We start from the raw sequence: 26,716 nt of genomic DNA, 5'->3' as shown, positions 1-26,716 counted from the left end.
GCCGATAACCAGGACAGCCCGTGAAAGCCCGATCCGATGAACTACAGATCTTTGTCAGCGTGATCGAGTGCGGCTCGATTTCCGCCGCCGCCGAGCAGGTCGGGCAGACGCCGTCGGCGGTCAGTCGCACCTTGTCGCGCCTGGAAGCCAAGCTCGATACCACCCTGATCAACCGCACCACGCGGCGCATGGACCTGACCGAGGAGGGCCGGTATTTCTTCGAGCAAGCCAAGGTGATCCTGGCGCAGATGCAGGCGCTGGAAGAACGCCTGTCGTCACGCCAGAAAAAACCGGCCGGGCGGCTGCGCATCAATGCGGCGGTGCCGTTCATGCTGCACGGGATCCTGCCGTACATCGGCGAGTTTCGTGACCTGTACCCGGACATCCAGTTGGAGCTCAACAGCGACGACGTGATCATCGACCTGCTGGAGCAAAGCACCGACATCGCCATTCGTATCGGCACCCTGGCCGACTCCACCCTGCATGCCCGCGCCCTGGGCAGCACGCCGCTGCACATCCTGGCCAGCGCCGACTACCTCAAGCAACACGGCACACCGAGCACCGTCGCCGAATTGGCCGAGCATACCTTGCTGGGCTTCACCCAGACCGACACCCTCAACCATTGGCCGCTGCGCCATGGCGAGGGTGACCGCTGGCTGATCCAGCCGGGCATTGCCGCGTCCAGCGGTGAAACCGTGCGCCACCTGGCTTTGCAGGGGCAGGGCATTTGTTGCCTGTCCAACTTCATGACCCACGAAGACATCGAGGCCGGGCGCCTGGTACCGCTGCTGGAAGCATTCAACAGTGGCTATCGCCAGCCGATCCATGCGGTGTATTACCGCAATTCGCAACTGGCGTTGCGTATCCAGTGTTTCCTGGATTTCATCCAGGCCAAGCTGGCGCGTTATGCGGTGTGATTCGTGACTGGCGCGCAAGAGTGAATTGGCCTGTACGGGGTTATTCGACGCCAGGGCGTGCTTGATACTGGGTTCATCACTTACCCAGTCAGGAGCACTCTCCATGAATGTATTCGTTACCGGCGCAGCCGGTTTTATCGGCGGCTCCATCGCCACCGGCCTGGTCAAGGCCGGCCACGCCGTCACCGGCCTGGTGCGCAGCGCCGAGCAAGCCGCGCAAATGACGGCACTGGGCATCACTCCGGTGATTGGCACCCTGGATGACGCCGCTGTATTGACCGAGCAGGCGCAGCACGCCGATGCGGTGATCAATGCCGCCAGCAGCGACCACCGTGCGGCTGTCGAAACCCTGCTGGCTGCCTTGAAAGGCTCCAACAAGGTGTTCCTGCACACCAGTGGTTCGAGCATCGTTGGCGATGCGTCGGGCGGCAAGGCCAGTGAGGTCATTTACGTTGAGGACAACCTGCCGGAGCCGACCGTCGACAAGGCCGCTCGCGTGGCGATCGATAACCTGATCCTGGCCGCTGCCCAGGAAGGTGTGAATTCGGCGGTGATCTGTAACACCCTGATCTATGGTCACAGCCTGGGCGTGAAGCGTGACAGCGTGCAATTGCCACGCTTGCTCAAGCAGGCCCGCAAGAGTGGAGTCGTGCGCCACGTGGGACCAGGGCAGAACATCTGGTCCAACGTGCATATCGAAGACGTGGTTGCGCTGTACCTGCTGGCATTGACGAAGAATGTGCCGGGCACTTTCTACTTCGTCGAAAGCGGCGAAGCCTCGTTTATCGACATGACCACGGCCATCGCGCAAGCGCTTGAACTGGGCGAACCGCAGGATTGGCCGCTGGCCGAGGCTGAGGCCGAGTGGGGTTATGAAATGGCCAACTACGGCCTGGGCTCCAACAGCCGGGTGCGCGGCAAGCATGCCCGTGAGCTGCTGGGCTGGGCGCCGAAGCGTACCTCGGTGGTGGAGTGGATTCGCCACGAGATGGTGTGATGTTCAGGTGATACCGAGGTGAGGCTATCGGGGGCAAGCCCCCTCCCACATTTGACCGAGTACAGCCGGTGCGACGCGGTCTAGTGTGGGAGGGGGCTTGCTCCCGATTGGCCGCGCCTCGGTCCCGAAGGCTAGCCCAGCGCCGCTCAATTTCGTACCATTCCTCGCCTTATCCCCCGCAACTCCCTGGTATTCCATGAAGCTCACCCGTCTGCGCGCCGATGCCCTGGCCGGCCTCACCACGTCATTTGCCTTGCTGCCCGAATGCATCGCCTTTGCCTTGGTGGCCCATCTCAACCCGTTGATGGGGCTTTACGGCGCTTTCATCATTTGTACCCTCACCGCATTGTTCGGTGGTCGCCCCGGTATGGTGTCGGGGGCAGCCGGTTCGATGGCGGTGGTGATCGTGGCGCTGGTGGTGCAACACGGCGTGGAATATTTGCTGGCAACCGTGCTGCTGGGCGGGTTGATCATGGTCGCTTTCGGCCTGTTGCGCCTGGGCAAATTGGTGCGCATGGTGCCGCACCCGGTGATGCTGGGGTTCGTCAACGGCCTGGCGATTATCATTGCGCTGGCGCAGTTGGAGCACTTCAAGAACGGTGAAACCTGGCTCAGCGGTACGCCGTTGTATGTGATGGCCGGGCTGGTCGTGGTGACCATGGCCATCGTCTACCTGCTGCCACGCCTGACCCGCGCCGTGCCACCGGCCCTGGTCGCGATCCTCGGCGTGGGCCTGGCGGTGTACCTGCTCGGCCTGCCCACCCGCACCCTGGGCGATATGGCGCACATCGCGGGTGGCCTGCCGACCTTCGCGCTGCCGCAGATCCCCTGGACCTTCGAAACCCTCGGCATCATCGCGCCGTATGCGTTCCTGATGGCCATGGTCGGTCTGCTGGAAACCCTGCTGACCCTCAACCTCACCGACGAGATTACCGAAACCCGTGGCTACCCCGACCGCGAAAGCGTGGCCCTGGGCGCGGCGAATATGGTCTCGGGCCTGTTCGGCGGCATGGGCGGTTGCGCGATGATCGGGCAAACCGTGATCAACCTCAGTTCCGGCGGGCGTGGACGTTTCTCCGGGGTGTTCGCCGGGGTGATGATCCTGCTGTTCATTCTGTTTCTGTCGCCGCTGATCGAGCGGATTCCGCTGGCGGCGCTGGTGGGGGTGATGTTCGTGGTGTCCCAGCAGACCTTTGCCTGGGCGTCGTTGCGGGTGATCAACAAGGTGCCGCTCAATGACGTGCTGGTGATCATGGCGGTGACGGTCATCACCGTGTTCACTGACCTGGCGACTGCGGTGCTGTGCGGTATCGTGATCGCGGCGCTGAACTTCGCCTGGCAACAGGCCCGTGAGCTGTATGCCGATGAACACCTGGAAGCCGACGGCAGCAAACTTTACCGTCTGCACGGCACGTTGTTCTTTGCCTCGACCACGCCGTTCCTGAATCAATTCGACCCGGCCAACGACCCGGCCCAGGTGACGCTCGATTGCCGGCACCTGAGCTTCGTCGATTATTCAGCGATTGCCGCGCTGATGACCTTGCGCGAGCGCTACCGCAAAGCGGGCAAGCATGTGCGCGTGCTGCATTTGTCGGAGCGCTGCAAGAAGCTGCTCAAGCGGGCGAAGGTTCATCACGACTAGGGTTACGGCCCAACCAGGTCTTCCAGCTCCTGGGCGCGGGTCTGGGTCATGTCCAGCACGCAGCCGGAGCCGTTGACCTGGTCGATGGTGCCGCCGGTGGCACTGCCGGCAAAGGCGCAATTGGCGTCACGGTATTTGATCCACAGGCGCTGCAGGTCCTGCAACTGGTCCTTGCGGTTGCCTTCCTGAGCAGCCAGCGCAGTCTTGTAAGCCTTGTTCAGCCGGGCATCCTGCACCTTGGCCTCCTTGACGTTGCAACCGACCATCTCGGCGGTGGTGTTGGCGCCGTCCATGCATTTTTTCAGTGTCGGGTTATCCGCGGCGGCGGCGCTGCCGCACAGGGTAATCAGCAGGGCGGCAAGTGTGAAACGCATCATGTTCGGTTCCTGGCAGCAGTGGATGTGCATTCTATGACTCAACCGCGTGGGTTGAGTTTCCAGCTTTTTCTGGTCCTCATGTAAGAACACTCCTCGAATTTTCATACGACAGTGTCGGGCATATCCCACCGCGACAGCGCTTATCTCTGGGCGAAAATTACTTTCATATAATTTGAAAATCATCCTCGGTAATGATTTATGAGTTTCACAACCTATTCGACGTGACCCTTTCCGAGGAGTACCGCATGGCCGCATCACCGGGCTTCGGGCTATTGGCATACGCTGCCATCGCCATTATTGCTTTGATCGTGCTGATTGCACGTTACCGACTCAACCCGTTTATCGTTATCACACTGGTGTCCATTGGCCTGGCGCTGATGGCCGGGATGCCGGCGGACACCATCATGGGCTCGTACGAAGCGGGGGTCGGCAAGACCCTGGGGCATATCGCTTTGGTGGTGGCGCTGGGCACCATGCTCGGCAAGATGATGGCCGAGTCCGGTGGCGCGGAGCAGGTGGCGCGCACGTTGATCAACCGTTTCGGCGAACGCAATGCTCACTGGGCCATGGTCTGCATCGCGTTTCTGGTGGGGCTGCCGCTGTTTTTCGAGGTGGGCTTTGTGTTGCTGGTGCCGATCGCCTTTACCGTGGCGCGACGCGTGGGCGTGTCGATCCTGATGGTCGGCCTGCCGATGGTCGCCGGGCTGTCGGTGGTGCATGCGCTGGTGCCGCCGCACCCGGCGGCGATGATGGCGGTGCTGGCGTATAACGCCTCGGTTGGGCAGACCGTGCTGTATGCGATTCTGGTCGGTGTTCCTACGGCGATCATCGCCGGTCCGGTGTATGCCAAGTTCATCGTGCCGCGCATTCACCTGCCGGCGGAAAACCCGCTGGAACGCCAGTTCATCGAGCGTGAACCGCGCACCCGTCTGCCGAGCTTCGCGCTGACCATGAGCACTGTCCTGTTGCCGGTGGTACTGATGATGATTGGCGGCTGGGCCAATGTGATTTCCACGCCGGGCACCGGCTTCAACCAATTCCTTTTATTCATCGGCAACTCGGTGATCGCGCTGCTGGTGGCGACCCTGGTGAGTTTCTGGACCCTGGGGCTGGCCCAGGGCTTCAACCGTGAGTCGATCCTTAAATTCACCAATGAATGCCTGGCGCCGACGGCGAGTATCACCCTGCTGGTGGGCGCGGGCGGTGGTTTGAATCGCATCCTGGTGGACGCCGGTGTCACCCACGAGATCCTTGGCCTGGCCAATGCGTTCCAGCTCTCGCCGCTGGTGATGGGCTGGTTGTTCGCCGCGCTGATGCGGATCGCCACGGGCTCGGCCACGGTGGCGATGACCACGGCGTCCGGCGTGGTCGCGCCGGTCGCCTTGGGCCTGGGTTATCCACACCCTGAGTTGCTGGTACTGGCGACCGGTGCGGGTTCGGTGATCTTTTCCCACGTCAACGACGGCGGCTTCTGGCTGATCAAGGAATACTTCAATATGACGGTGATCCAGACCTTCAAGACCTGGACCGTGCTGGAGACGTTGATTTCGGTGGTTGCCTTCGCTCTCACCTACGGCCTGTCTCTGGTTTTATGAGCCGCATCCTGTAATCCGGAGCCACATGGACATCCTCTACCAGATCCGCGCCCGCCAGGCTTCCTTCAGCGCCGGCGAAGGGCGTATCGCCAGGCTGCTGCTCGATGACGTGGGCTTTGCCGCGTCGGCCAGCCTGGAAGCGTTGTCACAACGGGCCGAGGTCAGTACGGCGACCTTGTCGCGCTTTGCCCGCAGTGTCGGTTGCCGCGACTTGCGTGACCTGCGCCTGCAACTGGCCCAGGCCAGCGGCGTGGGCAGCCGCTTTCTCGACCCGGCGGGGTTGCCGGAACAGTCGGCGTTTCATCGACAGATTCTCGGGGATATCGAAGCGACGCTGCGCCAGCACCTGTCGGGGTTCAATCAAGACAGCTTTGTCGATGCGGTGAGCCTGCTGGGCAAGGCGCGGATGATCCACGCGTTCGGCATGGGCGGCCCATCGAGCCTGTGCAGCGATGAGCTACAGGTGCGTCTGGTACGCCTGGGCTATCCGATTGCAGCCTGCCATGACCCGGTGATGATGCGCGTGACCGCCGCGACCCTGGGGCCGGAACACGCGTTGATTGTCTGCTCGCTGACCGGCCTTACGCCTGAGCTGTTGGATGTGGTGACGCTGGCGCGCGACTACGACGCGCGCATTGTCGCCATCACCCTGGCTGATTCCCCACTGGCCGAGTTGGCGGATGTGCTGTTGCCGCTGCAACCGGCTGAAACCAGTTTTATCTACAAACCCACGGCTGCGCGCTACGGCATGCTGCTGGCTATCGACCTGCTTGCCACCGAACTGGCGCTGGCCATGCCTGACGCCAACCAAGAGCGCCTGCGCCGGATCAAGCTGGCCCTGGACGACTATCGCGGCGGCCCCGACAGCCTGCCGCTTGGAGACTGATATGAAGTACGACACGCTGATTCGCCAGGCGCAGATCATTGATGGCAGCAACAGTGCAGGTTATGTCGCTGACGTGGGCGTACGTGATGGGCGCATCGAGGCGATCGGCGACTTGTCGACAGCGATGGCCGAGCATGAAATCAACGCGACAGGCCGCGTATTGGCACCAGGGTTTATCGACGTACACACCCACGATGACACGGTGGTTATCCGCCATCCGCAGATGCTGCCCAAACTCAGCCAGGGCGTGACCACGGTGATTGTCGGTAATTGCGGCATCAGCGCCTCACCGGTCAGCCTGCGCGGCAATCCGCCCGACCCGATGAACCTGCTGGGCAATGCCGACGCTTTTGCCTACCCGCGCTTTGTCGATTATCGCGCGGCGGTGGAACTAGCCCACCCAGCGGTCAACGTCGCCGCCCTGATCGGCCACACGGCATTGCGCAGCAATCATATGGATGACCTGCACCGCACGGCCACGGCCCACGAAATCACGGGTATGCGCATGCAGTTGCAGGCGAGTCTGGAGGCCGGAGCCCTGGGTTTATCCACTGGCCTTGCCTACGCCAGCGCCTTCAATGCAGACACCGACGAGGTGCTGCAACTGAGTGAAGAGCTGACGGCTTATGGCGCGGTGTACACCACTCACTTACGCAGTGAATTCGAGCCGGTACTGGAGGCAATGGACGAAGCGTTCCTGATCGGCCGGCACGCCAGGGCCCCGGTGATTATTTCCCACCTCAAGTGTGCCGGTGCGGGAAACTGGGGACGTAGCCCGCAACTGCTGGCGGCGCTTGAAGCGGCGGCGAAAACCCATCCAGTGGGGTGTGATTGTTACCCCTATGCGGCCAGCTCTTCGACCCTGGACCTCAAGCAAGTCACCGATGCGTTCCGCATCACCATCACCTGGTCCACACCGCATCCCGAAATGGGCGGGCGTGACCTGCAGGACATTGCCGCCGAGTGGGATATTTCGTTGATGGACGCAGCCCGCCGCCTGCAACCGGCGGGAGCGGTGTACTACGGGATGGACGAGGCGGATGTGCGGCGCATTTTGGCGCACCCTTTGTCGATGGTCGGGTCGGATGGGTTGCCTGAAGACCCGTTTCCCCATCCGCGCTTGTGGGGCGCGTTTCCCCGGGTGCTGGGACATTTCAGCCGGGATGTCGGATTGTTCCCGTTGCACACCGCCGTGCACAAAATGACCGGGCTGTCGGCGGCGCGTTTTGGCCTGGCTGAGCGCGGCGAAATTCGTGAAGGGCACTGGGCTGACCTGGTGTTGTTCGACCCGTTACGCGTGCGGGATGTAGCGGACTTCAAAGAACCACAGCGGGCAGCCGAGGGCATTGATGGCGTGTGGGTCAACGGTGTGTTGAGCTACAGCGAAGGGCAGGCGACGGGGCAGCGCTCGGGTCGATTCCTGGAGCGCAACGGGGATTTGCGTCGGGGTTTTTCGCCTCTATAGTGAGTGCTTTCAAACAGGGAGCCATCGCGATGCACTTAGGAAAAGTCACCCCCATCCTGCGAATTTTCGACGAGGCCAAGGCGCTGGAATTCTATGTCGACTTCCTCGGGTTCAAGGTCGATTGGCAGCATCGTTTCGAGGCGGACTTTCCGTTGTACCTGCAGGTGTCGCTGGGCGAGTGCGTGCTGCATTTGTCCGAGCATCATGGCGATGCGTCGCCGGGCGCAGCGGTGCGTATCCAGGCGCAGGGGGTCGATGCGTACCAGCAGCAATTGCAGGCCAAGGGCTACCGTTATGCCAAGCCTGGCGTGGAGGAAACACCTTGGGGCTCGCGGGAGATGAGTATCAAGGATCCGTTTGGGAATCGGCTGGTGTTTGTCGAGGAGGGGCAGAGCTGAGAGGTAAATTGCAGGCAATAAAAAACCGCCTTAGTAGGGCGGTTTTTTTTGCAATCCAGTGAGTGGCTGGATCGCGATCTCAAAGATGCATTGACCTGCAGGCGGATATTAACCTTGGTCTTATCATCACGCAAGATTGGGAAGTGGAGCCGCCTCGGTTAATCCCGAGGCGGCTTTTTTTGATTTCTTACACCCTGAAATGACTGACCATCTGCTGCAACTGGCTGCCCAAACGCGCTAATTCCACGCTCGACTTGGCCGTCTCGTCGCTCGCCGTTGCGGTCTGCTCCGACACGTCGCGCACGTTCACAATGCTGCGGCTGATCTCTTCGGCCACGGCGCTCTGCTCTTCGGCGGCGGCGGCGATCTGCTGGTTCATCGACTGGATATTCGACACGGTACGGGTGATGTTTTCCAGCGATACGCCAGCCTTGCGCGTCAGCTCGACGCTGCTGTCGGTGAGGCTGCGGCTGTTGTTCATCACGTTGGCCACTTGTTGGGTACCGTTCTGCAAGCCGGCCACCAGGCCTTCGATTTCCTCGGTGGATTTCTGCGTACGCTGGGCCAGGCCACGTACTTCGTCGGCGACCACGGCGAACCCACGACCGGCTTCACCGGCGCGCGCTGCTTCAATCGCCGCGTTGAGTGCCAGCAGGTTGGTCTGTTCGGCCACGGCCTTGATCACATCCATCACGCTGCCGATCTTGTTGCTCTCTTGTTGCAGGTGGGCCATGGCGTCGGTGGAGCGGGCCACTTCAGCCGCCAGGCGTTCGATCTGGGCGATGGCCTCGGCCACAACTTTATCGCCCGCGCGCGCTTGGCCGTCGGCATCGGCGGCGGCCAGTGAGGCCTGTTCGGCGTTGCGTGCCACTTCCTGCACGGTGGCGGTCATTTCATGCATCGCCGTAGCGACCTGGTCGGTCTCGATCTTCTGGCTGTTAACGCCAGCGCTGGTCTGCTCGGTCACGGCCGACAACTCTTCGGCGGCGCTGGCGATCTGGGTCACGCCATCACGAATCCCGCTGATCAATTCGCGCAAGGTGGTGCCCATGCGCTGGATGCCTTGTTGCAGCACGCCCAGTTCGTCACGGCGAGTCACCTGGATGGTGTGGCTCAAGTCGCCGGAGGCGATGCGTTCGACCACCGCCAGGGTGTCTTGCAGCGGACGGGTGATCTGGCGAGTGATCACCAGCGCCGCGATGATGCCCACCAGCAGGGCCAGCAAGGTGCTGATCAATTGCAGACTACGGGCCTGGGCGCTTTCGGCGTCGCGACGTTCCAGCTGGATGTCGTACAGCTTGTCGCTGATCGTGACGATATCGGTGCCTTGGGTGGTCATTTCGGCACGGGCAGTAACGATGTTGGCGTTGGCCGCCTTGTAGCTCTGCACGGCGCTGCGATAGGCACCGAGTGCGGTGTCCAGCGCGGCCAGCGCTGTTTGCTGGCTGGTGCCGAAGACGGCGTTGAGGCTTTTCAAACTCGCGATGGCTTTGTCGATTTGTGCAGCGGCGCGGGCTTCGTTTTCTGCGTTGACGGTGTTGGTGTAACCCCGCACTTCGTAGCGCGCCAGCATGAACTCTTCCTTGGCGTCGGTCACGGCCTGGAACTGTGCGAAACGCTCCGGGCTGTCGGGCATCTGCTGCACGCTGGTGTCCAGGGCGTTGATTTGTGCGTTGGCGATGTCGGCTTTGTCGCCCATGACCTGGCGCGCAGCGTTACCGTTGCGATAGGCCTCGCGCATTTTGTTCAAGGACTGCTGATAGGCCGTGATGACGGCTTTCTGTTCATTGAGCAGCTTGAGGTTTTCCGGGCTCTTGAAGCTGTCCAGCAGTTTTTGTTGCTGGCCGACGAAGGCGTCGAGGCTGGTCTGTACGTTCTGCGCCACGGCTTCGTCACCGTTGGCCAGCATGTATTGCAGGCGCACGATGCGCAGCTTGGTCAGCGAGGCATTGAGCTGGGTGATGTCGCTCATCCAGTTGCTGCGGTCGATCAAGCCGCCCAGGCTGGTCCAGCCGGTGAGTGCCAGGATCGAGGTGAGGACCAGTACCAGGCCAAAGCCCAGGCCGAGTTTGAGGTTGACGCTGATGTTACCGAACCAGCTGTTCATCGAAAGCTCCTTGAGAGTGATGTCTGTCTGCTGGACGGGGTGTTGTTGTTTGAGCCAGCCAAGATGTGTAGGGCTGTATCGGCGGCAAAGGGCAATTCTGAAATACTTTTCTCGCTGGCCGTCGAAAGGGCGCTCGATCCATGCCAGGACGGGGACGATGATCGGATACCAGAGCTACGCCCCGGCGCTCCGGCAGCCGGGGAGGGGGGCTGATCATGGGCCGGTCTTGTGTGCTAGTCTGCGGGCCCTTTTAGTTTTGGATGGCACGGGAAACCGTGTTGTCCTACAGCGGAGCCTCTTCATGTCCGAAGTTAATCTGTCCACCGACGAAACCCGCGTCAGCTACGGTATCGGCCGTCAGTTGGGCGACCAACTGCGCGACAACCCACCACCAGGCGTCAACCTCGATGCAATCCTGGCCGGCCTGACCGACGCGTTCGGCGGCAAGCCAAGCCGTGTTGACCAGGAGCAAATGGCGGCCAGCTTCAAGGTGATCCGCGAAATCATGCAAGCTGAAGCCGCGGCCAAAGCTGAAGCCGCTGCAGGCGCCGGCCTGGCATTCCTGGCTGAAAACGCCAAGCGTGACGGCATTACCACCCTGGCTTCGGGCCTGCAATTTGAAGTGCTGACTGCCGGTGATGGCGCCAAGCCGACCCGTGAAGACCAGGTGCGTACTCACTACCACGGCACCCTGATCGACGGCACTGTATTCGACAGCTCCTACGAGCGTGGTCAGCCTGCAGAATTCCCGGTAGGCGGCGTGATTGCCGGCTGGACCGAAGCCCTGCAGTTGATGAATGCCGGCAGCAAATGGCGCCTGTACGTGCCGAGCGAACTGGCTTACGGCGCTCAAGGCGTTGGCAGCATCCCGCCGCACAGCGTTCTGGTGTTCGACGTCGAGCTGCTCGACGTTCTGTAAGACCTGCTGTTGATCACCTGTAGGAGCGAGCTTGCTCGCGAAAAACGTCAACGATGACGCGGGCATCCTGGATGAACGCGTTGTTTATGCGGTCTTCGCGAGCAAGCTCGCTCCTACAGCGTTTTGCAGGGTGGTTCATGGGTGGAACTTGCCATTGAGCTCCGTCGCCGGGCGCAACGCTCGGGCATAGCAGAACAGAAACAGGTTCCTCACCACTTCCTTCAGTACCCCAGGCTCACTGGAGCTCAGGCCATTCACGTCCAGGTCGCCCTGGTCCTGCAGCTCATTCAGCGCTTCTTCTTCCAGCACAGCACAGACTTCGCCGGTTTCCCGATGCAGGATCCGCAGGTAGGGGTGTGGGCGGTCCAGCCAGGCGTCTATCAAATAAGTCATGGTCGTTCTCCTTGATGGGTTTCAATGAGAATAATTCTTATTCGTAGAATAGCAAGTGCCTATTGGCGGTTTGCGCTTTTTTCTGTGTGGAGATTGAGGCGGGTCAAGCAACAGGGCGAAACGCCATCCCACGGCGGGCGTGGGATGGTTGCAGTACGATCAGACTTTACGCACGAACTCGGACTTGAGTTTCATCGGGCCGATACCGTCAATCTTGCAATCGATGTCATGGTCGCCGTCGCACAGGCGGATGTTCTTGACCTTGGTGCCAACTTTCACCACCAGGGAAGTGCCCTTGACCTTGAGGTCCTTGATCACGGTGATGGTGTCGCCGTCCTGCAGGACATTGCCCACAGAGTCCTTCTTCACGGTTTCATCGCCGGCTGCTTCGGCCTCGCCATTGGCGGACCACTCATGGGCGCATTCCGGGCAGATCAGCTGGGCGCCGTCTTCGTAGGTGTATTCGGAATTGCATTTCGGGCAGGGTGGCAACGTGCTCACTAAAGCTCCTTGAGAGTCAGGATGGCTAAAAGTCGCACATTATATAGGGGATTGTGGTCTTGCAGGTTGTATGAAATCCAAATGTGGGAGGGGGCTTGCTCCCGATGGCGGTGTAACAGCCAACTTATCCATTGGCTGACACACTGCTATCGGGAGCAAGCCCCCTCCCACATTGGCCCGTGTGTATTTTAGTGCGTACGCGCCACCGCAAATTCGCTCAGCTCAACCAATGCATCCCGGTATTCGCTGGCGGGCAGGGCTTGCAGGCACTGGATCGCACGGGCCACGTAGTCACGCGCCAGTTGCGCGGTGTACTCCAGCGAGCCGGACGCTTCGACGGCGGCACGGATGGCTTCCAAGTCTTCGATCCCGCCTTTCTGGATCGCCTTGCGCACCAGGGCGGCCTGTTCCGGCGTACCTTCGCGCATGGTGTAGATCAGCGGCAGGGTCGGTTTGCCTTCGGCCAGGTCGTCACCGACGTTCTTGCCCAGGGTCTCGGCGTCGCCACGGTAGTCGAGCAGGTCGTCCACCAGTTGGAACGCCACGCCCAGGTGATCGCCAAAGGTACGCAACGCTTCGGCCTGTTCGGCGGTCGCGCCACACAGCGCGGCGGCGCTGTGGGTGGAGGCTTCGAAGAGCATCGCGGTCTTGCCGCGAATCACTTCCATGTAGGTTTCTTCGGTGGTGCTGGCGTCGCGTACCTTCGACAGTTGCAACACTTCGCCTTCGGCGATGATGCGCGTGGCCTGTGAAAGAATTTTCATCACTGGCATCGAGCCCAGTTCGACCATCATTTCGAACGAGCGCGAGTACAGGAAGTCGCCCACCAGCACGCTCGGGGCGTTGCCCCACATGGCGTTGGCGGTCTCGCGCCCACGGCGCATGCCGGACATGTCGACCACGTCGTCGTGCAGCAGGGTGGCGGTGTGCAGGAATTCGATGGTGGCCGCCAGCAGGCGCAGGTCATCGCCTTCGCGGCCCAGGGCCTTGCCGCACAGCAACACTAATAAAGGACGCAGGCGCTTACCGCCCGCCGACGTAATGTAGTCGCCAATTTTGGCGACCAGCGGCACTTTAGACGTCAGCTGCTGCTTGATGATGCCGTCGACGGCGCTAAAATCGTCCGCGACCGCGCGGTAGAAAGCTTGGGGTTGCATCAGCGACAGTCGCTCCAGAAGGGTTGCGCGGCATGCTAGGACCCATGCCCCTGGGTGTCAAGGCGCGATGGACGGCCTCTTGCAACGCGTCTATTGCTTGCGTACAATCGCGCACCCTGAACTTCCTGGGCAGCACCTGCCTTACGCAATTGCATTCGGGACGTCCATCCCATGCAGCCATGCCAGCCAATACCTCTTCTTATAAAGCGCTGGGTGAGCAGGATTATCGGAGAAATACCATGTCGTACGCAGTAATTGTTACTGGTGGCAAGCAATACAAGGTCGCCCCAGGTGAATACCTGAAGATCGAAAAACTGGAAATCGCTACTGGCGAATCCGTGACTTTTGATCGCGTTCTGTTGGTCGCCAATGGCGATGACGTGAACATCGGCGCTCCAGTTGTTGCTGGCGCTACCGTTGTGGCTGAAGTGATCTCCCAAGGTCGTCACGATAAAGTCCGCATCATCAAGTTCCGTCGTCGTAAGCACCACATGAAGCGTATGGGCCACCGCCAGTGGTACACCGAGATCAAAATCACCGGTATTCAGGCTTAATTTCAGCCTAATTCCTCACTAGGAGAATTGACTCATGGCACACAAAAAAGCTGGTGGTAGTACCCGTAACGGTCGCGACTCAGAAGCCAAACGCCTTGGCGTGAAGATGTATGGCGGCCAGAAAATCATTCCGGGCAACATCATCGTGCGTCAGCGCGGCACCCAATTCCACGCCGGTTACGGTGTTGGCATGGGTAAAGATCACACCCTCTTCGCGAAAATCGAAGGCGTGATCAAGTTCGAAGTAAAGGGCGCGTTCAACCGCCGTTACGTGAGCGTTGTCGCAGCTTAATTGCGAGATCGCTGGAAAAGCCCTGTCTTGCGACGGGGCTTTTTCGTTTGTGGAGTGAGTCTCTTGCAAAGCTGTTTGTAATGGCGAGGGCAGCAGGTTTTGCAGTCGTTGCTTGAGGTCGCTGCGCTCATTTTTGCAAGAGTCTTATGTCTTGGTTTCTTAAGCTCGTCCGTGCGGCGAGAGGCGTTTTGTTATGAAGTTCGTTGATGAAGTTTCCATCCGAGTAAAAGCAGGCGACGGCGGTAACGGTTGCATGAGTTTCCGTCGCGAAAAGTTCATTGAAAACGGTGGCCCAAACGGCGGTGACGGCGGCGACGGCGGTTCCATCTACATGATGGCCGACGAGAACCTCAACACCCTGGTCGACTACCGTTACACCCGGCACTTCGATGCCGAGCGTGGCTCCAACGGCGGCAGCACCGACTGCACCGGTAAAAAAGGTGAAGACCTGGTACTGCGCGTACCGGTCGGCACCACGATCATCGACTCGGCCACCCAGGAAGTGATCGGCGACCTGACCAAGGCCGGCCAGAAGTTGATGGTTGTGCAGGGCGGCTGGCACGGGCTGGGTAACACCCGGTTCAAGTCCAGTACCAACCGTGCACCGCGCCAGACCACGCCGGGCAAACCGGGCGAGCAGCGCGACCTCAAGCTGGAAATGAAAGTACTCGCCGACGTAGGCCTGCTGGGCCTGCCGAACGCCGGCAAAAGTACCTTCATCCGCTCGGTTTCGGCCGCCAAGCCGAAAGTCGCCGACTACCCGTTCACCACCCTGGTGCCAAACCTGGGCGTGGTCAGCGTCGACCGTTGGAAAAGCTTCGTGGTCGCCGACATTCCTGGCCTGATCGAAGGCGCTTCCGATGGCGCGGGCCTGGGGATTCGCTTCCTCAAGCACTTGTCGCGCACCCGTTTGCTGCTGCACCTCGTCGACATGGCGCCGCTGGACGAAACCAATGCTGCCGATGCCGCCGAAGTGATCGTCAGCGAACTGACCAAGTTCAGCCCGGCCCTGGCCGAGCGTGATCGTTGGCTGGTGCTGAACAAGTGCGACCAGATCCTTGAAGAAGAGCACGAAGAACGCGTCAAGGAAATCGTCGACCGCCTGGAGTGGGAAGGTCCGGTCTACGTGATCTCGGCCATCGCCAAAGAAGGCACCGAGCGCCTTTGCCGCGACATCATGCGTTATCTGGAAGACCGCGCTGACCGCCTGGCGGCCGACCCGGTGTTCAAGGCCGAACTCGCCGAGCTCGACCAGCAGATCGAAGACGAAGCCCGTGCCCAGCTGCAAGCGCTGGACGACCAGCGCGCCCTGCGCCGCAGCGGCGTGAAGTCGGTGCATGACATCGGCGACGATGATTGGGACGAGGAAGACGTGGATGATGAAGACGGTCCGGAAATCATTTACGTGCGCGACTGATTCGTTGCGATAAACTTGAACGCCGCTCCTTTGGAGCGGCGTTTTGGTATCCGGGTATAACGTTATGGGCGGCGCTGGGTCGCGCGGCCCTCACTCTAAGGTTGAAGATGATGCGGAGCAAAGTGACAGGTGCGCAGCGTTGGGTCGTAAAGATCGGCAGCGCGTTGCTGACGGCCGATGGCAAGGGACTCGATCGCGCAGCCATGAGCGTCTGGGTCGAGCAGATGGTGGCCTTGCATGAGGCCGGTGTCGAGTTGGTGCTGGTCTCGTCCGGGGCAGTTGCCGCCGGGATGAGCCGCCTCGGCTGGACCGCGCGACCCAGCGCGATGCACGAACTGCAAGCCGCCGCCGCCATCGGCCAGATGGGCCTGGTGCAAGCCTGGGAATCGAGCTTTGCCGAGCACGGCCGCCACACGGCGCAGATCCTGCTGACCCACGACGACCTGTCCGACCGCAAGCGCTACCTCAACGCCCGCAGCACCTTGCGTGCGCTGGTGGAGCTCAAGGTTATCCCGGTGATCAACGAGAACGACACGGTGGTCACCGACGAAATCCGCTTCGGCGACAACGACACCCTGGCTGCCCTGGTGGCCAACCTGGTGGAAGCCGACCTGCTGGTGATTCTCACCGACCGCGACGGCATGTTCGACGCCGACCCGCGCAACAACCCTGATGCCCAGCTTATCCATGAAGCGCGCGCTGATGACCCGGCGCTGGACGCCGTGGCCGGCAGTGTCGGCGGCGCCTTGGGCCGTGGCGGCATGCAGACCAAGCTGCGCGCCGCCCGCCTGGCCGCGCGCTCCGGTGCCCATACCATCATCGTCGGCGGGCGCCTGGAGCGCGTGCTCGACCGTCTCAAGGCCGGGGAGCGCATCGGTACGCTGCTGTCGCCCGAGCGCGGCATGCTGGCGGCGCGCAAGCAGTGGCTGGCCGGGCACCTGCAAACCCGTGGCACCCTGGTGCTCGACGCGGGAGCGGTGTCGGCGTTGTCCCAGGGCAACAAGAGCCTGCTGCCGGTGGGTGTCAAGTTGGTGCAAGGCAGCTTCCGCCGCGGCGAGATGGTGGTGTGCGTGGCGCCGGATGGTCGTGAGATCGCCCGCGGCCTGGCCAACTACAGCGCCCTTGAGGCGCAGAAGATTATTGGACAATCGTCTGAAGCGATTGTCGGACTCTTGGGCTACATGGCGGAACCGGAACTGGTGCACCGCGATAACCTCATTCTGGTTTAAACGAAGGAATACCCGATGCGCGTAATGAAGGGATTGCTTGGCCTGTTGCTCGCCATGCCACTGCTGGCCTCGGCCGAAGAGATTGCCCAGGTGTCGACGGTATTCAAGTTTGTCGGCCCCAACGACCGGATTGTGGTCGAAGCGTTTGACGACCCCAAGGTCGATGGTGTGACTTGCTATCTGTCCCGTGCCAAGACCGGTGGCGTCAAAGGCGGCCTGGGCCTGGCCGAAGACCGCGCCGAAGCCTCGATTGCCTGCCGCCAGGTCGGCCCGATCCACTTCAAGGGTGAGCTCAAGGACGGTGACGAAGTGTTCAAGGAACGCACCTCGCTGGTGTTCAAGACCATGCAGGTGGTGCGTTTCCTCGACAAGAAGCGCAACACGTTGGTGTACCTGGTCTACAGCGACCGCCTGATCGAAGGCAGCCCGCAGAACGCGGTGACGGCGATCCCGATCCTGCCGTGGCCGACCGCTCAGTAACCTGCAGGCGGGTTTTGTTACGGGCGTCTATAATTGCGGGCTTGCGGGTTGTAAGCTCAAGGCGTCGCGAGGCGTAGAAAAATAGGATATCTGGAGTTCGTCATGAGTGCTTTCCACGACCTGAAACTCAAAGCGTTGGATGGGCAAGAGCTGCCGCTGGCGCCTTTCAAGGGGCAAGTTGTGCTGGTGGTCAATGTGGCCTCCAAATGCGGCCTGACCCCGCAATATGCGGCGTTGGAAAACCTCTATCAGCAGTACAAGGACCGGGGTTTCACCGTGCTCGGCCTGCCGTGCAACCAGTTTGCGGGCCAGGAACCGGGCACCGAGGAAGAGATCCAGCAATTCTGCAGCCTCAACTATGGGGTGACCTTTCCCCTGGGCAGCAAACTCGAGGTGAACGGGCCGGAGCGTCACCAGCTCTACCGCCTGCTGGCGGGCGAGGGCGCTGAATTTCCTGGGGATATCACCTGGAACTTCGAGAAATTCCTGCTCGGCAAAGATGGCCGGGTGCTGGCGCGTTTTTCGCCACGTACGCCACCGGACGATCCATCGATCATCCAGGCCATCGAAAAAGCCCTGAGCTAACCCTGCCCCTGTAGGAGCGAGCTTGCTCGCGAAAATCGCCAACGATAACGCGTGTGCTCTGGATATGCGCGGCGTCCTCGGGTCTTTCGCGAGCAAGGGCTAGCCGCCCGCCTCGCTCCTACTGGTATTCGGTTGCTTTTATCGCCTTAATCACCCAGATCAATAGTGCTATCCAGCAAGTTGCGGCGCCCATATTATCCACATCATAAACCCGTCTTATGTGGAGTGCTCCATGCCCGTCCAAGCTTTGTTCAAACCCTTCCAGCTCGGTGCACTGCAACTGTCGACCCGCGTGGTCATGGCGCCAATGACCCGCTCATTCTCCCCCGGTGGCGTGCCCAATGCCCAAGTGATTGAGTACTACCGCCGTCGCGCCGCCGCCGGTGTAGGGCTGATCATTACCGAAGGCACCGTGGTCGGCCATCAAGCCTCCAACGGCTACCCCGACGTTCCGCACTTTTACGGCGAAGCGGCGTTGGCCGGCTGGAAGAAAGTGGTCGATGCGGTCCACGCCGAAGGCGGCAAGATTGTTCCGCAGTTGTGGCATGTGGGCGCCGTGCGCCGTATCGGTACCGAACCTGACGCTAGCGTGCCAGCCTACGGCCCGATGGAAAAACTCAAGGATGGCAAGGTAGTCGTCCATGGCATGACCAGCCAGGACATCAAGGACGTGATTAATGCGTTCGCCCAGGCGGCCAAAGATGCTCAACGCATCGGCATGGACGGTGTGGAAATCCACGGCGCCCACGGCTACCTGGTCGACCAGTTCTTCTGGGAAGGCAGCAACCAGCGTACCGATGAGTACGGCGGCAGCCTGGCCAACCGTTCACGTTTCGCTATCGAACTGATCCAGGCCACCCGCGCTGCGGTCGGCCCGGATTTTCCGATCATCCTGCGTTTTTCCCAGTGGAAGCAGCAGGACTACACCGCGCGCCTGGTGCAAACTCCCGAGGCGTTGGGCGAATTCCTCAAGCCGTTGTCTGACGCTGGCGTGGATATTTTCCACTGTTCCACGCGCCGGTTCTGGGAGCCGGAATTCGAAGGTTCCGACCTCAACCTGGCCGGCTGGACCCGCCAGCTGACGGGCAAGCCGACGATCACCGTGGGCAGTGTCGGCCTGGATGGTGAGTTCCTGCAGTTCATGGTCAACACTGACAAGGTCGCGCAGCCGGCCAGCCTGGAGAACCTGCTGGAGCGTTTGAATAACGACGAATTCGATCTGGTCGCCGTGGGTCGTGCGCTGCTGGTGGATCCGGATTGGGCCGTGAAGGTGCGCGAAGGTCGCGAGGCCGACATTCTGCCGTTCAGTCGTGAGGCGTTGACGAGCCTGGTGTAAGCGACGCCAGGGCGGGCAGCGGAGGCCCGTCCTTGCATACATCGCGCAGCTGACGCTCGAATTGCTCGATGATCGCCGGCCACCCTTGGCGACTGGCGTGTTGCCGGGCATTGAGCCGCGCTCGGCGCAGCGTCTCGCGCTCCTCCAGCAGCCACACGGCCGCATCGCAAAACGCGTTCTCATCCCCCGGCATCGCCAGCACACCGTTGTAGCCGTGGCGAATATGCTGGGTCGCGGCTGCTTGGTCGTAGGCCACCACGCCCAGCCCGGAAGCCATGGCTTCCAGCACCACATTGCCGAATGTTTCGGTCAGGCTGGGAAACAGAAACAGATCGCCCGAAGCGTAATGCCGCGCCAGTGCTTCACCGCGCTGGGCGCCGCAGAACACCGCGTCGGGCAAATCGCGCTGCAACAGGCTGCGCTGCGGGCCATCGCCGACAATCACCAGCTTGAGCCGCCGCGACGGGTAAGTTGTCTGCAACGTATCGAAACAGCGTTTGAGCAGCCCGAGGTTTTTCTCTTGGGCGAGGCGTCCTACGTGCAGCACCACAATGTCGTCGTTCTCCAAACCCCAGCTCGCGCGCAAAGCATCGTCGCGTTTGGCCGGATGGAATAGTTGGCTATCGACCCCCCGCGACAGCATCCCAAGACGCTCGAAGTGCCGGCGCTCCAGCTCCAGGCGCTGACTCGCGCTGGGAACCAAAGTCAACGTCGACCGGTTATGAAACCAGCGCAGGTAATGGGTGACCAGGCGACTCAACAGGCTCAAGCCGTACTGGTTCGAATACTGCTGGAAGTTGGTGTGAAAGCCGCTGACCACGCTGATGCCCAAGCGCCGCGCCGCGCGTAACGCCGACAAGCCCAACGGCCCCTCGGTGGCGATGTACAACACATCCGGACGCTGGCGGGTCCAGCGGCGCAGGAGTTTGTGCATCGACGATTGGCCCCACTGCAGCCCTGGATACCCTGGCAACGGCCAGCCGCGGCACAGCAGCAACTCGTCGTCACTCGGCCGGCTCTGGTCGACGCCTTGGCGGGGACGCACCAGTTCGATTTGATGGCCGCGCGCGCGCAAACCGTCGCACAGGCGGCCAAGGGTATTGGCCACCCCGTTGATTTCCGGCGGGAAGGTTTCGGTGATCAGGGTGATGTGGAGCGAAGCTGTCGTCATGACCCACAGTGTCGCTGCGGGCCATGTCTTCATTGTGTCACTGGGATGATGGATTTATGACCGAGCCACCTGTTGCCCGGCCATCGCTTCGGCACCTTGCTCGCGCACCCAGAACAATGTGGCCCCGGCGACCGCCGCCGGCATCATCAGCAAGTTGACCACCGGCACCAGCAGCACCAGGTAGACGATCCCGCCAAAACTCATGCTCTGCCAGCGCTTCTGGCGCAGCCAGGCGAGCATTTCGTTCCAGCCCAGCTTGTGGTTGTCGGCCGGGTAGTCGATGTATTGGATCGCCATCATCCACACGCCGAACAGCAGCCACAATGGCGCGGCGATCAGGTTGACCACGGGAATGAACGACAGGATGAACAGGCCGATGGCCCGTGGCAGGAAGTAGCCCAGCTTGCGCATTTCCCGGGCCAGGGTGCGCGGGATCATCGCGATCAGCTCGGCCCAGCTGAACGGTGGGAAGTCGTCGGTGCCACGCACCACGATCTCGACTTTCTCCGCGAGAAAACCATTGAACGGCGCGGCGATGATATTGGCGAGCATGGTAAAGGTGAAAAACACCATCAACACCACCAGCACCACGAACAGCGGCCACAGCAGGTAATTCAAAAAGCTCAGCCAGCCGGGCAGCGTGGGCATCAGGTGGTCGACCCACAGGCTGAATTGGTGGCCGGCAAAGTAGATCAGGCCGACGAACAGCACCAGGTTGATCGCCAGCGGCAGTAGTACGAACAGGCGCAGGCCGGGGCTCAACACCAGTTTGAGGCCTTCGCGCAGGTATTGCGGGCCGGAAAGAGCGGGGGCGGGCATGGAAGACTCCGAGCAGAAGGGCGAACGCGCCGACCTTACCGGCTTTGCCGTGGCGGTGAAAGTGGCGACATCAGCGGTTACACCTGAGTGGACAAGAAGGTCGATCAAACCGGTCGACTGCATAGAGACCACCTATGAGCTGGATTGTTATTCCGTATTTCCTTAATCTTGCCCCCCTCTATACGCTGCACCCATTATTTTCAGGATCTGCGAGTTCAAGCCTTCCCCAAGTGCTTCGCGGTCCTTTTTTATTCCAGCCGTCTTGTTGTCCGGGCGGTCGATAGGAGTGAGTCATGTCTGATACCCGTCATTCGCGAGTGATTATTCTCGGTTCCGGCCCTGCCGGTTACAGCGCTGCGGTCTACGCTGCCCGGGCCAACCTCAAGCCGCTGCTGATCACCGGCATGCAGGCGGGCGGTCAGCTGACCACCACCACCGAAGTCGACAACTGGCCGGGCGACGTCCACGGCCTGACCGGTCCGGTGCTGATGGAGCGTATGAAAGAACACGCCGAGCGCTTTGAAACCGAGATCGTGTTCGACCACATCAACAAGGTCGACTTTTCCAAGAAGCCTTACAGCCTGACAGGCGACAGCGGCGTGTACACCTGTGACGCGTTGATCATCGCCACCGGCGCCAGCGCCCGTTACCTGGGCCTGCCATCGGAAGAAGCGTTCATGGGCAAGGGTGTTTCCGCCTGCGCGACCTGCGACGGTTTCTTCTATCGCAACAAGCCAGTGGCTGTGGTCGGTGGCGGCAACACCGCAGTGGAAGAGGCGCTGTACCTGGCCAACATCGCCAGCACCGTGACCCTGGTGCACCGCCGCGAAACCTTCCGCGCCGAGAAGATCCTGATCGACAAGCTGCACGCCCGTGTCGCTGAAGGCAAGATCATCCTCAAGCTCAACGCCACGCTGGACGAAGTCCTGGGTGACAACATGGGCGTGACCGGTGCGCGCCTGAAGAACAATGACGGCAGCTTCGACGAGCTGAAAGTCGACGGCGTATTCATCGCCATCGGCCACACCCCGAACACCTCGTTGTTCGAAGGTGTGCTGGAAGCCAAAGACGGTTACCTGGTGGTGCAGGGCGGCCGTGAAGGCAATGCCACCGCCACCAACATCGAAGGCATCTTTGCGGCCGGCGACGTGGCTGACCACGTCTACCGCCAAGCCATCACCTCGGCCGGCGCCGGTTGCATGGCGGCCCTGGATGCCGAACGTTACCTTGACGGTCTGAAAGACGCCTCGTTCTAAGCAGCACTGCAAAACAAATGTGGGAGGGGGCTTGCTCCCGATAGCGGTGTGTCAGTCAGTACATTGGGTACTGGACCACCGCAATCGGGGGCAAGCCCCCTCCCACATTTTGATCTGTGTTTGACTCAGGATTTGCGGGTCAAGGGCTGTGCCGCAAATTTCACTCCGGCCAGGCCGTGTTTGATCAACGCACGGATATTGCCATGGTCACTGCCGTCACGCGTAGCCACCACTGAACGGTAATGCTCGCCAAACGCCAGCAACGCTTCCTGATCGCTCAACCCTTCCAGCAACGCCAATCCAAGTGTCTTGCACGAACCTTCGTTCTGGCCGGCGGCATTTTCCACCTTACCGTTGGTGAAGGCTTGCGGCTGGTAGTCGTAACCTGCGGCAACAAAGGCCAGGGTGTCGGCAAACGCGTGTTCGCCGCTGTTAAGGCTGGCGCGCAGGGTGTTCAGGTCAGTCATGGGCTTTTCCTTTGGCAAACGCCGCGTGTTGGTCGGCGCTGGCTTCTTTCTGGTATTGGGCTTTCCACTCGGCGTACGGCATGCCGTACACCACTTCACGGGCGTCATCGAGGCTCAGCTCGATCTGGCGCGCATCGGCCTCGGCCTTGTACCACTTGGACAGGCAGTTACGGCAGAAGCCGGCCAGGTTCATCAGGTCGATGTTCTGTACATCCTTGCGGCTGTCCAGGTGTGACACCAGCCGGCGAAAGGCGGCGGCTTCAAGCTCAAGGCGTTGTTGGTCGTTCATAGGGCTCACTTGACTATCAGCGGCTGGCCGCCAGAGTGATCGAAACCGACTCGGCAAAGCGCAGCGCATGGGGTTTGTCGACTTCGACTTCGGCGTACAGCACCGACTCGTTGCTCATCACCAGGTCGAGCAGCTCCTGGGTCAGGCGTTCGAGCAAGGCGAAGCGGTTGCCTTCGACGTGGGCAATGATGGCCTTGGTGATGGTGCGGTAGTTCAGCGCGTGGTCGATGTCATTATCGCGCACGGCTTCCTGGGCGGCATACAGGATGGTCAGGTTGATCAGCACATCCTGCTTGTTGAGGATTTCGTCCTCGTTGATGCCGATAAAGGTGCGCAGGCACAGGTCCTTGACCCGGATGCGCGCCATGCCTGGTTGAAGTTGTGGCATTGCTACTTGCTCCGTCCAATCAGTTGCAGGAACTCCATGCGCGTGGTGTTCGACTCGCGGAACGCGCCGAGCATCACCGAGGTGTTCATGGTTGAATTCTGTTTTTCCACGCCGCGCATCATCATGCACATGTGCCTGGCTTCGATCACTACCGCCACGCCGGCGGCCTGGGTTACGTCCTGGATGGCGTCGGCAATTTGCCGCGTGAGATTTTCCTGGATCTGCAGGCGCCTGGCATACATGTCGACGATGCGCGCCAGTTTCGACAGGCCCAGCACCTTGCCGGTCGGAATGTAGGCCACATGGGCCTTGCCGATAAAGGGCAGCAGGTGGTGTTCACACAGCGAGTACAACTCGATGTCCTGGAGGATCACCATCTCGTCGTTATCGGAGGCGAAGAGCGCGCCGTTGACGATTTCTTCCAGGTTCTGCTCGTAGCCATGACACAGGTATTGCATCGCCTTGGCGGCGCGCTTGGGGGTGTCGAGCAAACCTTCGCGTTCCGGGTCTTCGCCCAGGCCTTTGAGGATTTCGCGGTAATGATGGGGCAGGGACAAGGTCATACAACATCCTCAAAACGGCTTACTTGATATGCCGCCCGCCGTTGACGGTCAGGGTGGTCCCGGTGACATAGGGGTTGTCCAGCAGGTAACGCACGCTCTGGTAGATCACCTCGGGCCCGGGTTCGATGCCCAGCGCCGACTTGGCCAGGACCTTGGCACGGTAGGCCGCGTCGTCGCCTTCATTGAACATCACCATGGCCGGCGCAATGCCGTTGACCTTGATCAGCGGCGCGAACTCTGCGGCGAACGACAAGGTAAGGCTGTCGAGCCCGGCCTTGGTGGCGCAATACGCGATGTGCTGGCGGCTGCCCTTGCGTACCACGTCATCGCTGATATGCACGATATCGGCCGGTGTCGAACGTTGCAGCAGGGGTGAACAATGCCGGTTGATCAGGTACGGCGCAAGCATGTGCACGCTGAACATGTCGGTAAAGGCGTGGCTTTCGTCGTCAGGCGTTTCCGCGATCCAGGCCGAGGCGTTGTGGATGATCGCGCGCAGCGAGTCGGTATGTGCCTTCAACTCACTGATGAACGCCACAATCCCCGCTTCGCTGGAAAAATCGGCAAACAGGCCGACCGCACCGCGTTCGCGCAGCAGCTGCACCCCTGGGCGTTCGCTGCGGTAGCTGAAGATGACCGATTGCCCTGCGTCCAACAGGCGCTCGGCGCAATACAGGCCGACGCGCTGGCCGGCACCGGTGATCAGGATCGGGGCGTTGGTTGCAGTCATGGGGAGCTCTAGTCGCTGGCAGGTGGAAACTATACCAGCGACCCGTCTCCCCTGTACTCAGGCAGCGGCTTCGCTGGCCTTGCGTGGTGGCGTGGGATGCAGCCAGTTCGCCAGCAGGTGCGTCGACAACGGAATAAAGAAGTACACCATCAGCGGTGTCAGCGCCAAGGTGCTGACCAGCACCCGGCTGAACAGGTCCAGTTCGCCGAGCAAGGGTGCCAGGCCAAAATTGAACAGCAGCGACACCGGGAAAAACGCCAGCCAGATCGCCACCGCCTGTTTCCAGCGGGGTGGGCGGGCTCCCACGGCGCCAAACCAGCCATCGATGCCGCTCACGCGGTGTTCGGACGGGTCTGCAAACAGCTCGCTGCCACGGCTCAGCCAGGCACTGCGCGAAGCGGAAAACTCCCAGGCATGCAGGGTTTTTTCGTCGGCGAAGCGGAAGATGATCTGGAATTCATCGTCATTGGGCGGCGGGGCCAGCACGCCGGAACCCAGGTAACCGGGGAAGTCGGTGGCCAGTTGTTCGCCTTCGCGCAGCCAGGCCATCAGCTCTTCATAGCGTCCTTTGGCCACGCGGCGCGCGACCATCAAGGTGACGGGTGAGGTAGACATGGTATATCTCCAAATGTACGGGTGCGCTGAACCGGGTAGGTGACGCGCAAAGAGCGGCCGGGTGAGGCCGCTCTCTTAAAAAACAGGCAAGGATTATTCCTCTTTTGCCGAAATACACCAGAGACATTGGTCCGATAAGTGCGGCCTTGAAAAAGACAGGTCGATAAGCGTTAAATACCCTTCAGCCAGCATTGCCACATTTGGTCACCAATGCCCTTGATTACTGCTCCGATTGATAGCATTTCGCGTCTGATTTCGACAGATACAGATCAGCTGTTTCCCATTCGGGAAGTCTCGAGATTGACAGGCGTAAACCCGGTCACCCTGCGAGCGTGGGAGCGGCGCTACGGGCTGATCCAGCCCATGCGCACCGAAAGCGGGCACCGTCTCTACTCCACGGCCGATATTGAGACGGTCCAGCGTATCCTTGATTGGACTGAACGCGGCGTAGCGGTGAGCAAGGTTGGCAAGATTCTGGCGCGTGACGATCAACAGATCGAAGCGATTCGTGCCGAGCGCGACGCGGCCGAAGACAGCGAATGGCCGCAGTGGCGGGCCCGGCTGATGCATGCCATCAGTGCGTTCGACGAACGTCAGTTGGAGAGCGTGTACGGCCAGGTGTTCTCGACCTATCCACTGAACGTTGCGTTTCAGGACATTCTGATGCCGTTGTGGCGCGACTTGCTGCGCCACCAGGGCCGTTTCGGCCAGGCCAGTGAATGGCTGTTTTTCGATTCTTTTCTGTGCATGCAGACGTTGCTGCGCCTGCAGGTGGCAAGCGCATCGCCCGCCCCCAGGTATTGCTGAGCGCCGTGCCGGACGAGTGCCGCAAATTGGAGCTACTGGTGGCGGGGCTGTTGATGAGCCGGGAGGATTTTTCCGTGAAGGTGCTGGGCTTGGACCAGCCGGTCGATGAGTTGACCCTGGTCTGTGAAAAGATCCGCCCCCAAGCGCTGGTCATGTTCTCCAATCACTCGCATAAGCATGACCTGGCTGCACGGCTGAACCGCTTGGCGTTGACCCTGGACTGCCCGCTGTTTCTCGCAGGCGCTGCATCGGACCTGTTGCAGGCCGATCTGGCCGGCACGTCCATCGGCTGCCTCGGCAGCGAAGGGCGCCAGATGCAGCGCCGTTTGCAGCAGTTTCTCAGTGGCGGTCTGGATACCTGATC

General features: G+C 61.0%; 30 protein-coding genes and 2 pseudogenes. 18 read left to right on the top strand and 14 right to left on the bottom strand.

Translation table 11 applies throughout. The annotated features are described in order from the left end of the window. The first annotated feature begins 20 nt into the window (after window positions 1–20). The 3 genes from C4J92_RS22130 to C4J92_RS22120 all read left to right on the top strand — a co-directional run bounded on the left by C4J92_RS22130 (window position 21) and on the right by C4J92_RS22120 (window position 3,556). On the top strand, window positions 21–917 hold the full coding sequence (locus C4J92_RS22130; protein WP_124405260.1) for a LysR family transcriptional regulator: 897 nt from the start codon (window positions 21–23) through the stop codon (window positions 915–917). Window positions 918–1,020: 103 nt separating this feature from the next. Further along, entirely contained in the window at window positions 1,021–1,914 is an 894-nt protein-coding gene (locus C4J92_RS22125) for an NAD-dependent epimerase/dehydratase family protein (protein ID WP_124405259.1), read from the top strand. Window positions 1,915–2,110: 196 nt separating this feature from the next. Beyond that, window positions 2,111–3,556 carry a SulP family inorganic anion transporter gene (locus C4J92_RS22120; RefSeq protein ID WP_124405258.1) on the top strand — a complete coding sequence of 482 codons (1,446 nt, stop codon included), beginning with the start codon at window positions 2,111–2,113 and terminating at the stop codon, window positions 3,554–3,556. A gap of 2 nt (window positions 3,557–3,558) precedes the next feature. On the opposite strand, the gene C4J92_RS22115 is transcribed toward C4J92_RS22120, so the two are convergent. Further along, window positions 3,559–3,933, bottom strand: coding sequence for a lysozyme inhibitor LprI family protein (locus C4J92_RS22115; protein WP_124405257.1), 375 nt, complete (start codon window positions 3,931–3,933; stop codon window positions 3,559–3,561). Window positions 3,934–4,178: 245 nt separating this feature from the next. Between C4J92_RS22115 and C4J92_RS22110 the strand changes: the two genes are divergently transcribed. From C4J92_RS22110 to C4J92_RS22095, 4 genes are read left to right on the top strand one after another with little or no spacing between them, the layout of a single operon-like run. After that, complete coding sequence (locus C4J92_RS22110) at window positions 4,179–5,528, top strand: gluconate:H+ symporter (RefSeq protein ID WP_256657427.1); 1,350 nt, start codon at window positions 4,179–4,181, stop codon at window positions 5,526–5,528. 25 nt (window positions 5,529–5,553) lie between these two features. Next, a complete protein-coding gene (locus C4J92_RS22105; protein WP_124405255.1) occupies window positions 5,554–6,414 on the top strand; it encodes a MurR/RpiR family transcriptional regulator in 861 nt (286 codons plus the stop codon). Window position 6,415: 1 nt separating this feature from the next. Then, on the top strand, window positions 6,416–7,879 hold the full coding sequence (locus tag C4J92_RS22100; RefSeq protein WP_124405254.1) for an amidohydrolase family protein: 1,464 nt from the start codon (window positions 6,416–6,418) through the stop codon (window positions 7,877–7,879). A 29-nt stretch (window positions 7,880–7,908) separates the two neighbouring features. After that, window positions 7,909–8,277: a glyoxalase superfamily protein gene (locus tag C4J92_RS22095; protein WP_124405253.1), complete on the top strand. Its 369-nt coding sequence runs from the start codon at window positions 7,909–7,911 to the stop codon at window positions 8,275–8,277. 187 nt (window positions 8,278–8,464) lie between these two features. On the opposite strand, the gene C4J92_RS27580 is transcribed toward C4J92_RS22095, so the two are convergent. Together C4J92_RS27580 and C4J92_RS27575 are read right to left on the bottom strand one after the other, a co-directional pair. After that, window positions 8,465–9,169 (bottom strand): methyl-accepting chemotaxis protein, encoded by a 705-nt coding sequence (locus C4J92_RS27580; RefSeq protein WP_372237510.1) that lies wholly within the window; start codon window positions 9,167–9,169, stop codon window positions 8,465–8,467. 198 nt (window positions 9,170–9,367) lie between these two features. Further along, window positions 9,368–10,249: pseudogene (locus C4J92_RS27575) on the bottom strand (methyl-accepting chemotaxis protein); the annotation flags it as partial. A gap of 436 nt (window positions 10,250–10,685) precedes the next feature. Between C4J92_RS27575 and C4J92_RS22085 the strand changes: the two are divergent. After that, window positions 10,686–11,303 carry an FKBP-type peptidyl-prolyl cis-trans isomerase gene (locus tag C4J92_RS22085; RefSeq protein ID WP_124364370.1) on the top strand — a complete coding sequence of 206 codons (618 nt, stop codon included), beginning with the start codon at window positions 10,686–10,688 and terminating at the stop codon, window positions 11,301–11,303. A 135-nt stretch (window positions 11,304–11,438) separates the two neighbouring features. On the opposite strand, the gene C4J92_RS22080 is transcribed toward C4J92_RS22085, so the two are convergent. The 3 genes from C4J92_RS22080 to C4J92_RS22070 form a co-directional block, all read right to left on the bottom strand. After that, on the bottom strand, window positions 11,439–11,696 hold the full coding sequence (locus C4J92_RS22080; protein ID WP_003194088.1) for a hypothetical protein: 258 nt from the start codon (window positions 11,694–11,696) through the stop codon (window positions 11,439–11,441). Between the two features lie 159 nt (window positions 11,697–11,855). Beyond that, a complete protein-coding gene (locus tag C4J92_RS22075) occupies window positions 11,856–12,197 on the bottom strand; it encodes a zinc ribbon domain-containing protein YjdM (protein WP_017254008.1) in 342 nt (113 codons plus the stop codon). A gap of 188 nt (window positions 12,198–12,385) precedes the next feature. Further along, window positions 12,386–13,354 carry a polyprenyl synthetase family protein gene (locus C4J92_RS22070; RefSeq protein ID WP_124364369.1) on the bottom strand — a complete coding sequence of 323 codons (969 nt, stop codon included), beginning with the start codon at window positions 13,352–13,354 and terminating at the stop codon, window positions 12,386–12,388. 239 nt (window positions 13,355–13,593) lie between these two features. Between C4J92_RS22070 and rplU the strand changes: the two genes are divergently transcribed. From rplU to C4J92_RS22035, 7 genes are all read left to right on the top strand, one after another. Continuing rightward, window positions 13,594–13,908: a 50S ribosomal protein L21 gene (gene rplU / locus C4J92_RS22065; protein ID WP_003176051.1), complete on the top strand. Its 315-nt coding sequence runs from the start codon at window positions 13,594–13,596 to the stop codon at window positions 13,906–13,908. Between the two features lie 34 nt (window positions 13,909–13,942). Continuing rightward, on the top strand, window positions 13,943–14,200 hold the full coding sequence (gene rpmA, locus C4J92_RS22060; RefSeq protein ID WP_003176049.1) for a 50S ribosomal protein L27: 258 nt from the start codon (window positions 13,943–13,945) through the stop codon (window positions 14,198–14,200). A gap of 193 nt (window positions 14,201–14,393) precedes the next feature. Further along, complete coding sequence (gene cgtA, locus C4J92_RS22055; protein WP_124364368.1) at window positions 14,394–15,617, top strand: Obg family GTPase CgtA; 1,224 nt, start codon at window positions 14,394–14,396, stop codon at window positions 15,615–15,617. 110 nt (window positions 15,618–15,727) lie between these two features. Continuing rightward, on the top strand, window positions 15,728–16,846 hold the full coding sequence (proB, locus tag C4J92_RS22050) for a glutamate 5-kinase (protein WP_124365208.1): 1,119 nt from the start codon (window positions 15,728–15,730) through the stop codon (window positions 16,844–16,846). Window positions 16,847–16,861: 15 nt separating this feature from the next. Next, window positions 16,862–17,326, top strand: a complete 465-nt coding sequence (locus tag C4J92_RS22045; RefSeq protein WP_124364367.1) for a CreA family protein — start codon at window positions 16,862–16,864, stop codon at window positions 17,324–17,326. 102 nt (window positions 17,327–17,428) lie between these two features. Further along, entirely contained in the window at window positions 17,429–17,911 is a 483-nt protein-coding gene (locus C4J92_RS22040; RefSeq protein ID WP_124405251.1) for a glutathione peroxidase, read from the top strand. 232 nt (window positions 17,912–18,143) lie between these two features. Beyond that, window positions 18,144–19,247 (top strand): NADH:flavin oxidoreductase, encoded by a 1,104-nt coding sequence (locus C4J92_RS22035; protein ID WP_124405250.1) that lies wholly within the window; start codon window positions 18,144–18,146, stop codon window positions 19,245–19,247. Here C4J92_RS22035 and C4J92_RS22030 read toward each other — a convergent pair. After that, the gene (locus tag C4J92_RS22030) at window positions 19,216–20,418 is read right to left on the bottom strand and encodes a glycosyltransferase family 1 protein (RefSeq protein ID WP_124405249.1); all 1,203 of its coding nucleotides are present in this window, start codon (window positions 20,416–20,418) and stop codon (window positions 19,216–19,218) included. The genes C4J92_RS22035 and C4J92_RS22030 overlap by 32 nt on opposite strands. A gap of 54 nt (window positions 20,419–20,472) precedes the next feature. After that, window positions 20,473–21,237: a sulfate transporter CysZ gene (cysZ, locus tag C4J92_RS22025; protein ID WP_124368314.1), complete on the bottom strand. Its 765-nt coding sequence runs from the start codon at window positions 21,235–21,237 to the stop codon at window positions 20,473–20,475. Here cysZ and C4J92_RS27025 point away from each other — a divergent pair. Together C4J92_RS27025 and trxB are read left to right on the top strand one after the other, a co-directional pair. Then, on the top strand, window positions 21,236–21,403 hold the full coding sequence (locus C4J92_RS27025) for a hypothetical protein (RefSeq protein WP_164485271.1): 168 nt from the start codon (window positions 21,236–21,238) through the stop codon (window positions 21,401–21,403). The two genes, cysZ and C4J92_RS27025, sit on opposite strands and share 2 nt — an antisense overlap. 127 nt (window positions 21,404–21,530) lie before the next feature. Then, on the top strand, window positions 21,531–22,493 hold the full coding sequence (gene trxB, locus C4J92_RS22015) for a thioredoxin-disulfide reductase (protein ID WP_003194076.1): 963 nt from the start codon (window positions 21,531–21,533) through the stop codon (window positions 22,491–22,493). Between the two features lie 125 nt (window positions 22,494–22,618). On the opposite strand, the gene C4J92_RS22010 is transcribed toward trxB, so the two are convergent. From C4J92_RS22010 to C4J92_RS21985, 6 genes are read right to left on the bottom strand one after another with little or no spacing between them, the layout of a single operon-like run. After that, window positions 22,619–22,960 (bottom strand): HopJ type III effector protein, encoded by a 342-nt coding sequence (locus tag C4J92_RS22010; protein ID WP_124405248.1) that lies wholly within the window; start codon window positions 22,958–22,960, stop codon window positions 22,619–22,621. Further along, window positions 22,953–23,249, bottom strand: coding sequence for a DUF1244 domain-containing protein (locus C4J92_RS22005; RefSeq protein ID WP_124405247.1), 297 nt, complete (start codon window positions 23,247–23,249; stop codon window positions 22,953–22,955). Before C4J92_RS22005 ends, C4J92_RS22010 begins: the two co-directional genes overlap by 8 nt. Window positions 23,250–23,265: 16 nt before the next feature. Continuing rightward, complete coding sequence (gene folX / locus C4J92_RS22000; RefSeq protein ID WP_003194073.1) at window positions 23,266–23,637, bottom strand: dihydroneopterin triphosphate 2'-epimerase; 372 nt, start codon at window positions 23,635–23,637, stop codon at window positions 23,266–23,268. Window positions 23,638–23,639: 2 nt separating this feature from the next. Next, window positions 23,640–24,200 carry a GTP cyclohydrolase I FolE gene (folE, locus tag C4J92_RS21995; RefSeq protein ID WP_124364359.1) on the bottom strand — a complete coding sequence of 187 codons (561 nt, stop codon included), beginning with the start codon at window positions 24,198–24,200 and terminating at the stop codon, window positions 23,640–23,642. A gap of 19 nt (window positions 24,201–24,219) precedes the next feature. Then, window positions 24,220–24,930, bottom strand: a complete 711-nt coding sequence (gene folM / locus C4J92_RS21990) for a dihydromonapterin reductase (RefSeq protein ID WP_124405246.1) — start codon at window positions 24,928–24,930, stop codon at window positions 24,220–24,222. Window positions 24,931–24,987: 57 nt separating this feature from the next. Then, window positions 24,988–25,545 (bottom strand): antibiotic biosynthesis monooxygenase, encoded by a 558-nt coding sequence (locus C4J92_RS21985; protein ID WP_124371811.1) that lies wholly within the window; start codon window positions 25,543–25,545, stop codon window positions 24,988–24,990. A gap of 210 nt (window positions 25,546–25,755) precedes the next feature. Between C4J92_RS21985 and C4J92_RS21980 the strand changes: the two are divergent. Next, a pseudogene (locus tag C4J92_RS21980) lies at window positions 25,756–26,714 on the top strand (MerR family transcriptional regulator). The last annotated feature ends 2 nt before the right edge of the window (window positions 26,715–26,716 follow it).

The sequence above is a fragment of the Pseudomonas sp. R3-18-08 genome, from assembly GCF_003852065.1.
In the GTDB taxonomy this organism is placed as follows: domain Bacteria; phylum Pseudomonadota; class Gammaproteobacteria; order Pseudomonadales; family Pseudomonadaceae; genus Aquipseudomonas.
The sequence above is the reverse complement of the archived record's forward strand: the minus strand, read 5'-3'. Positions and strand labels throughout refer to the sequence as shown.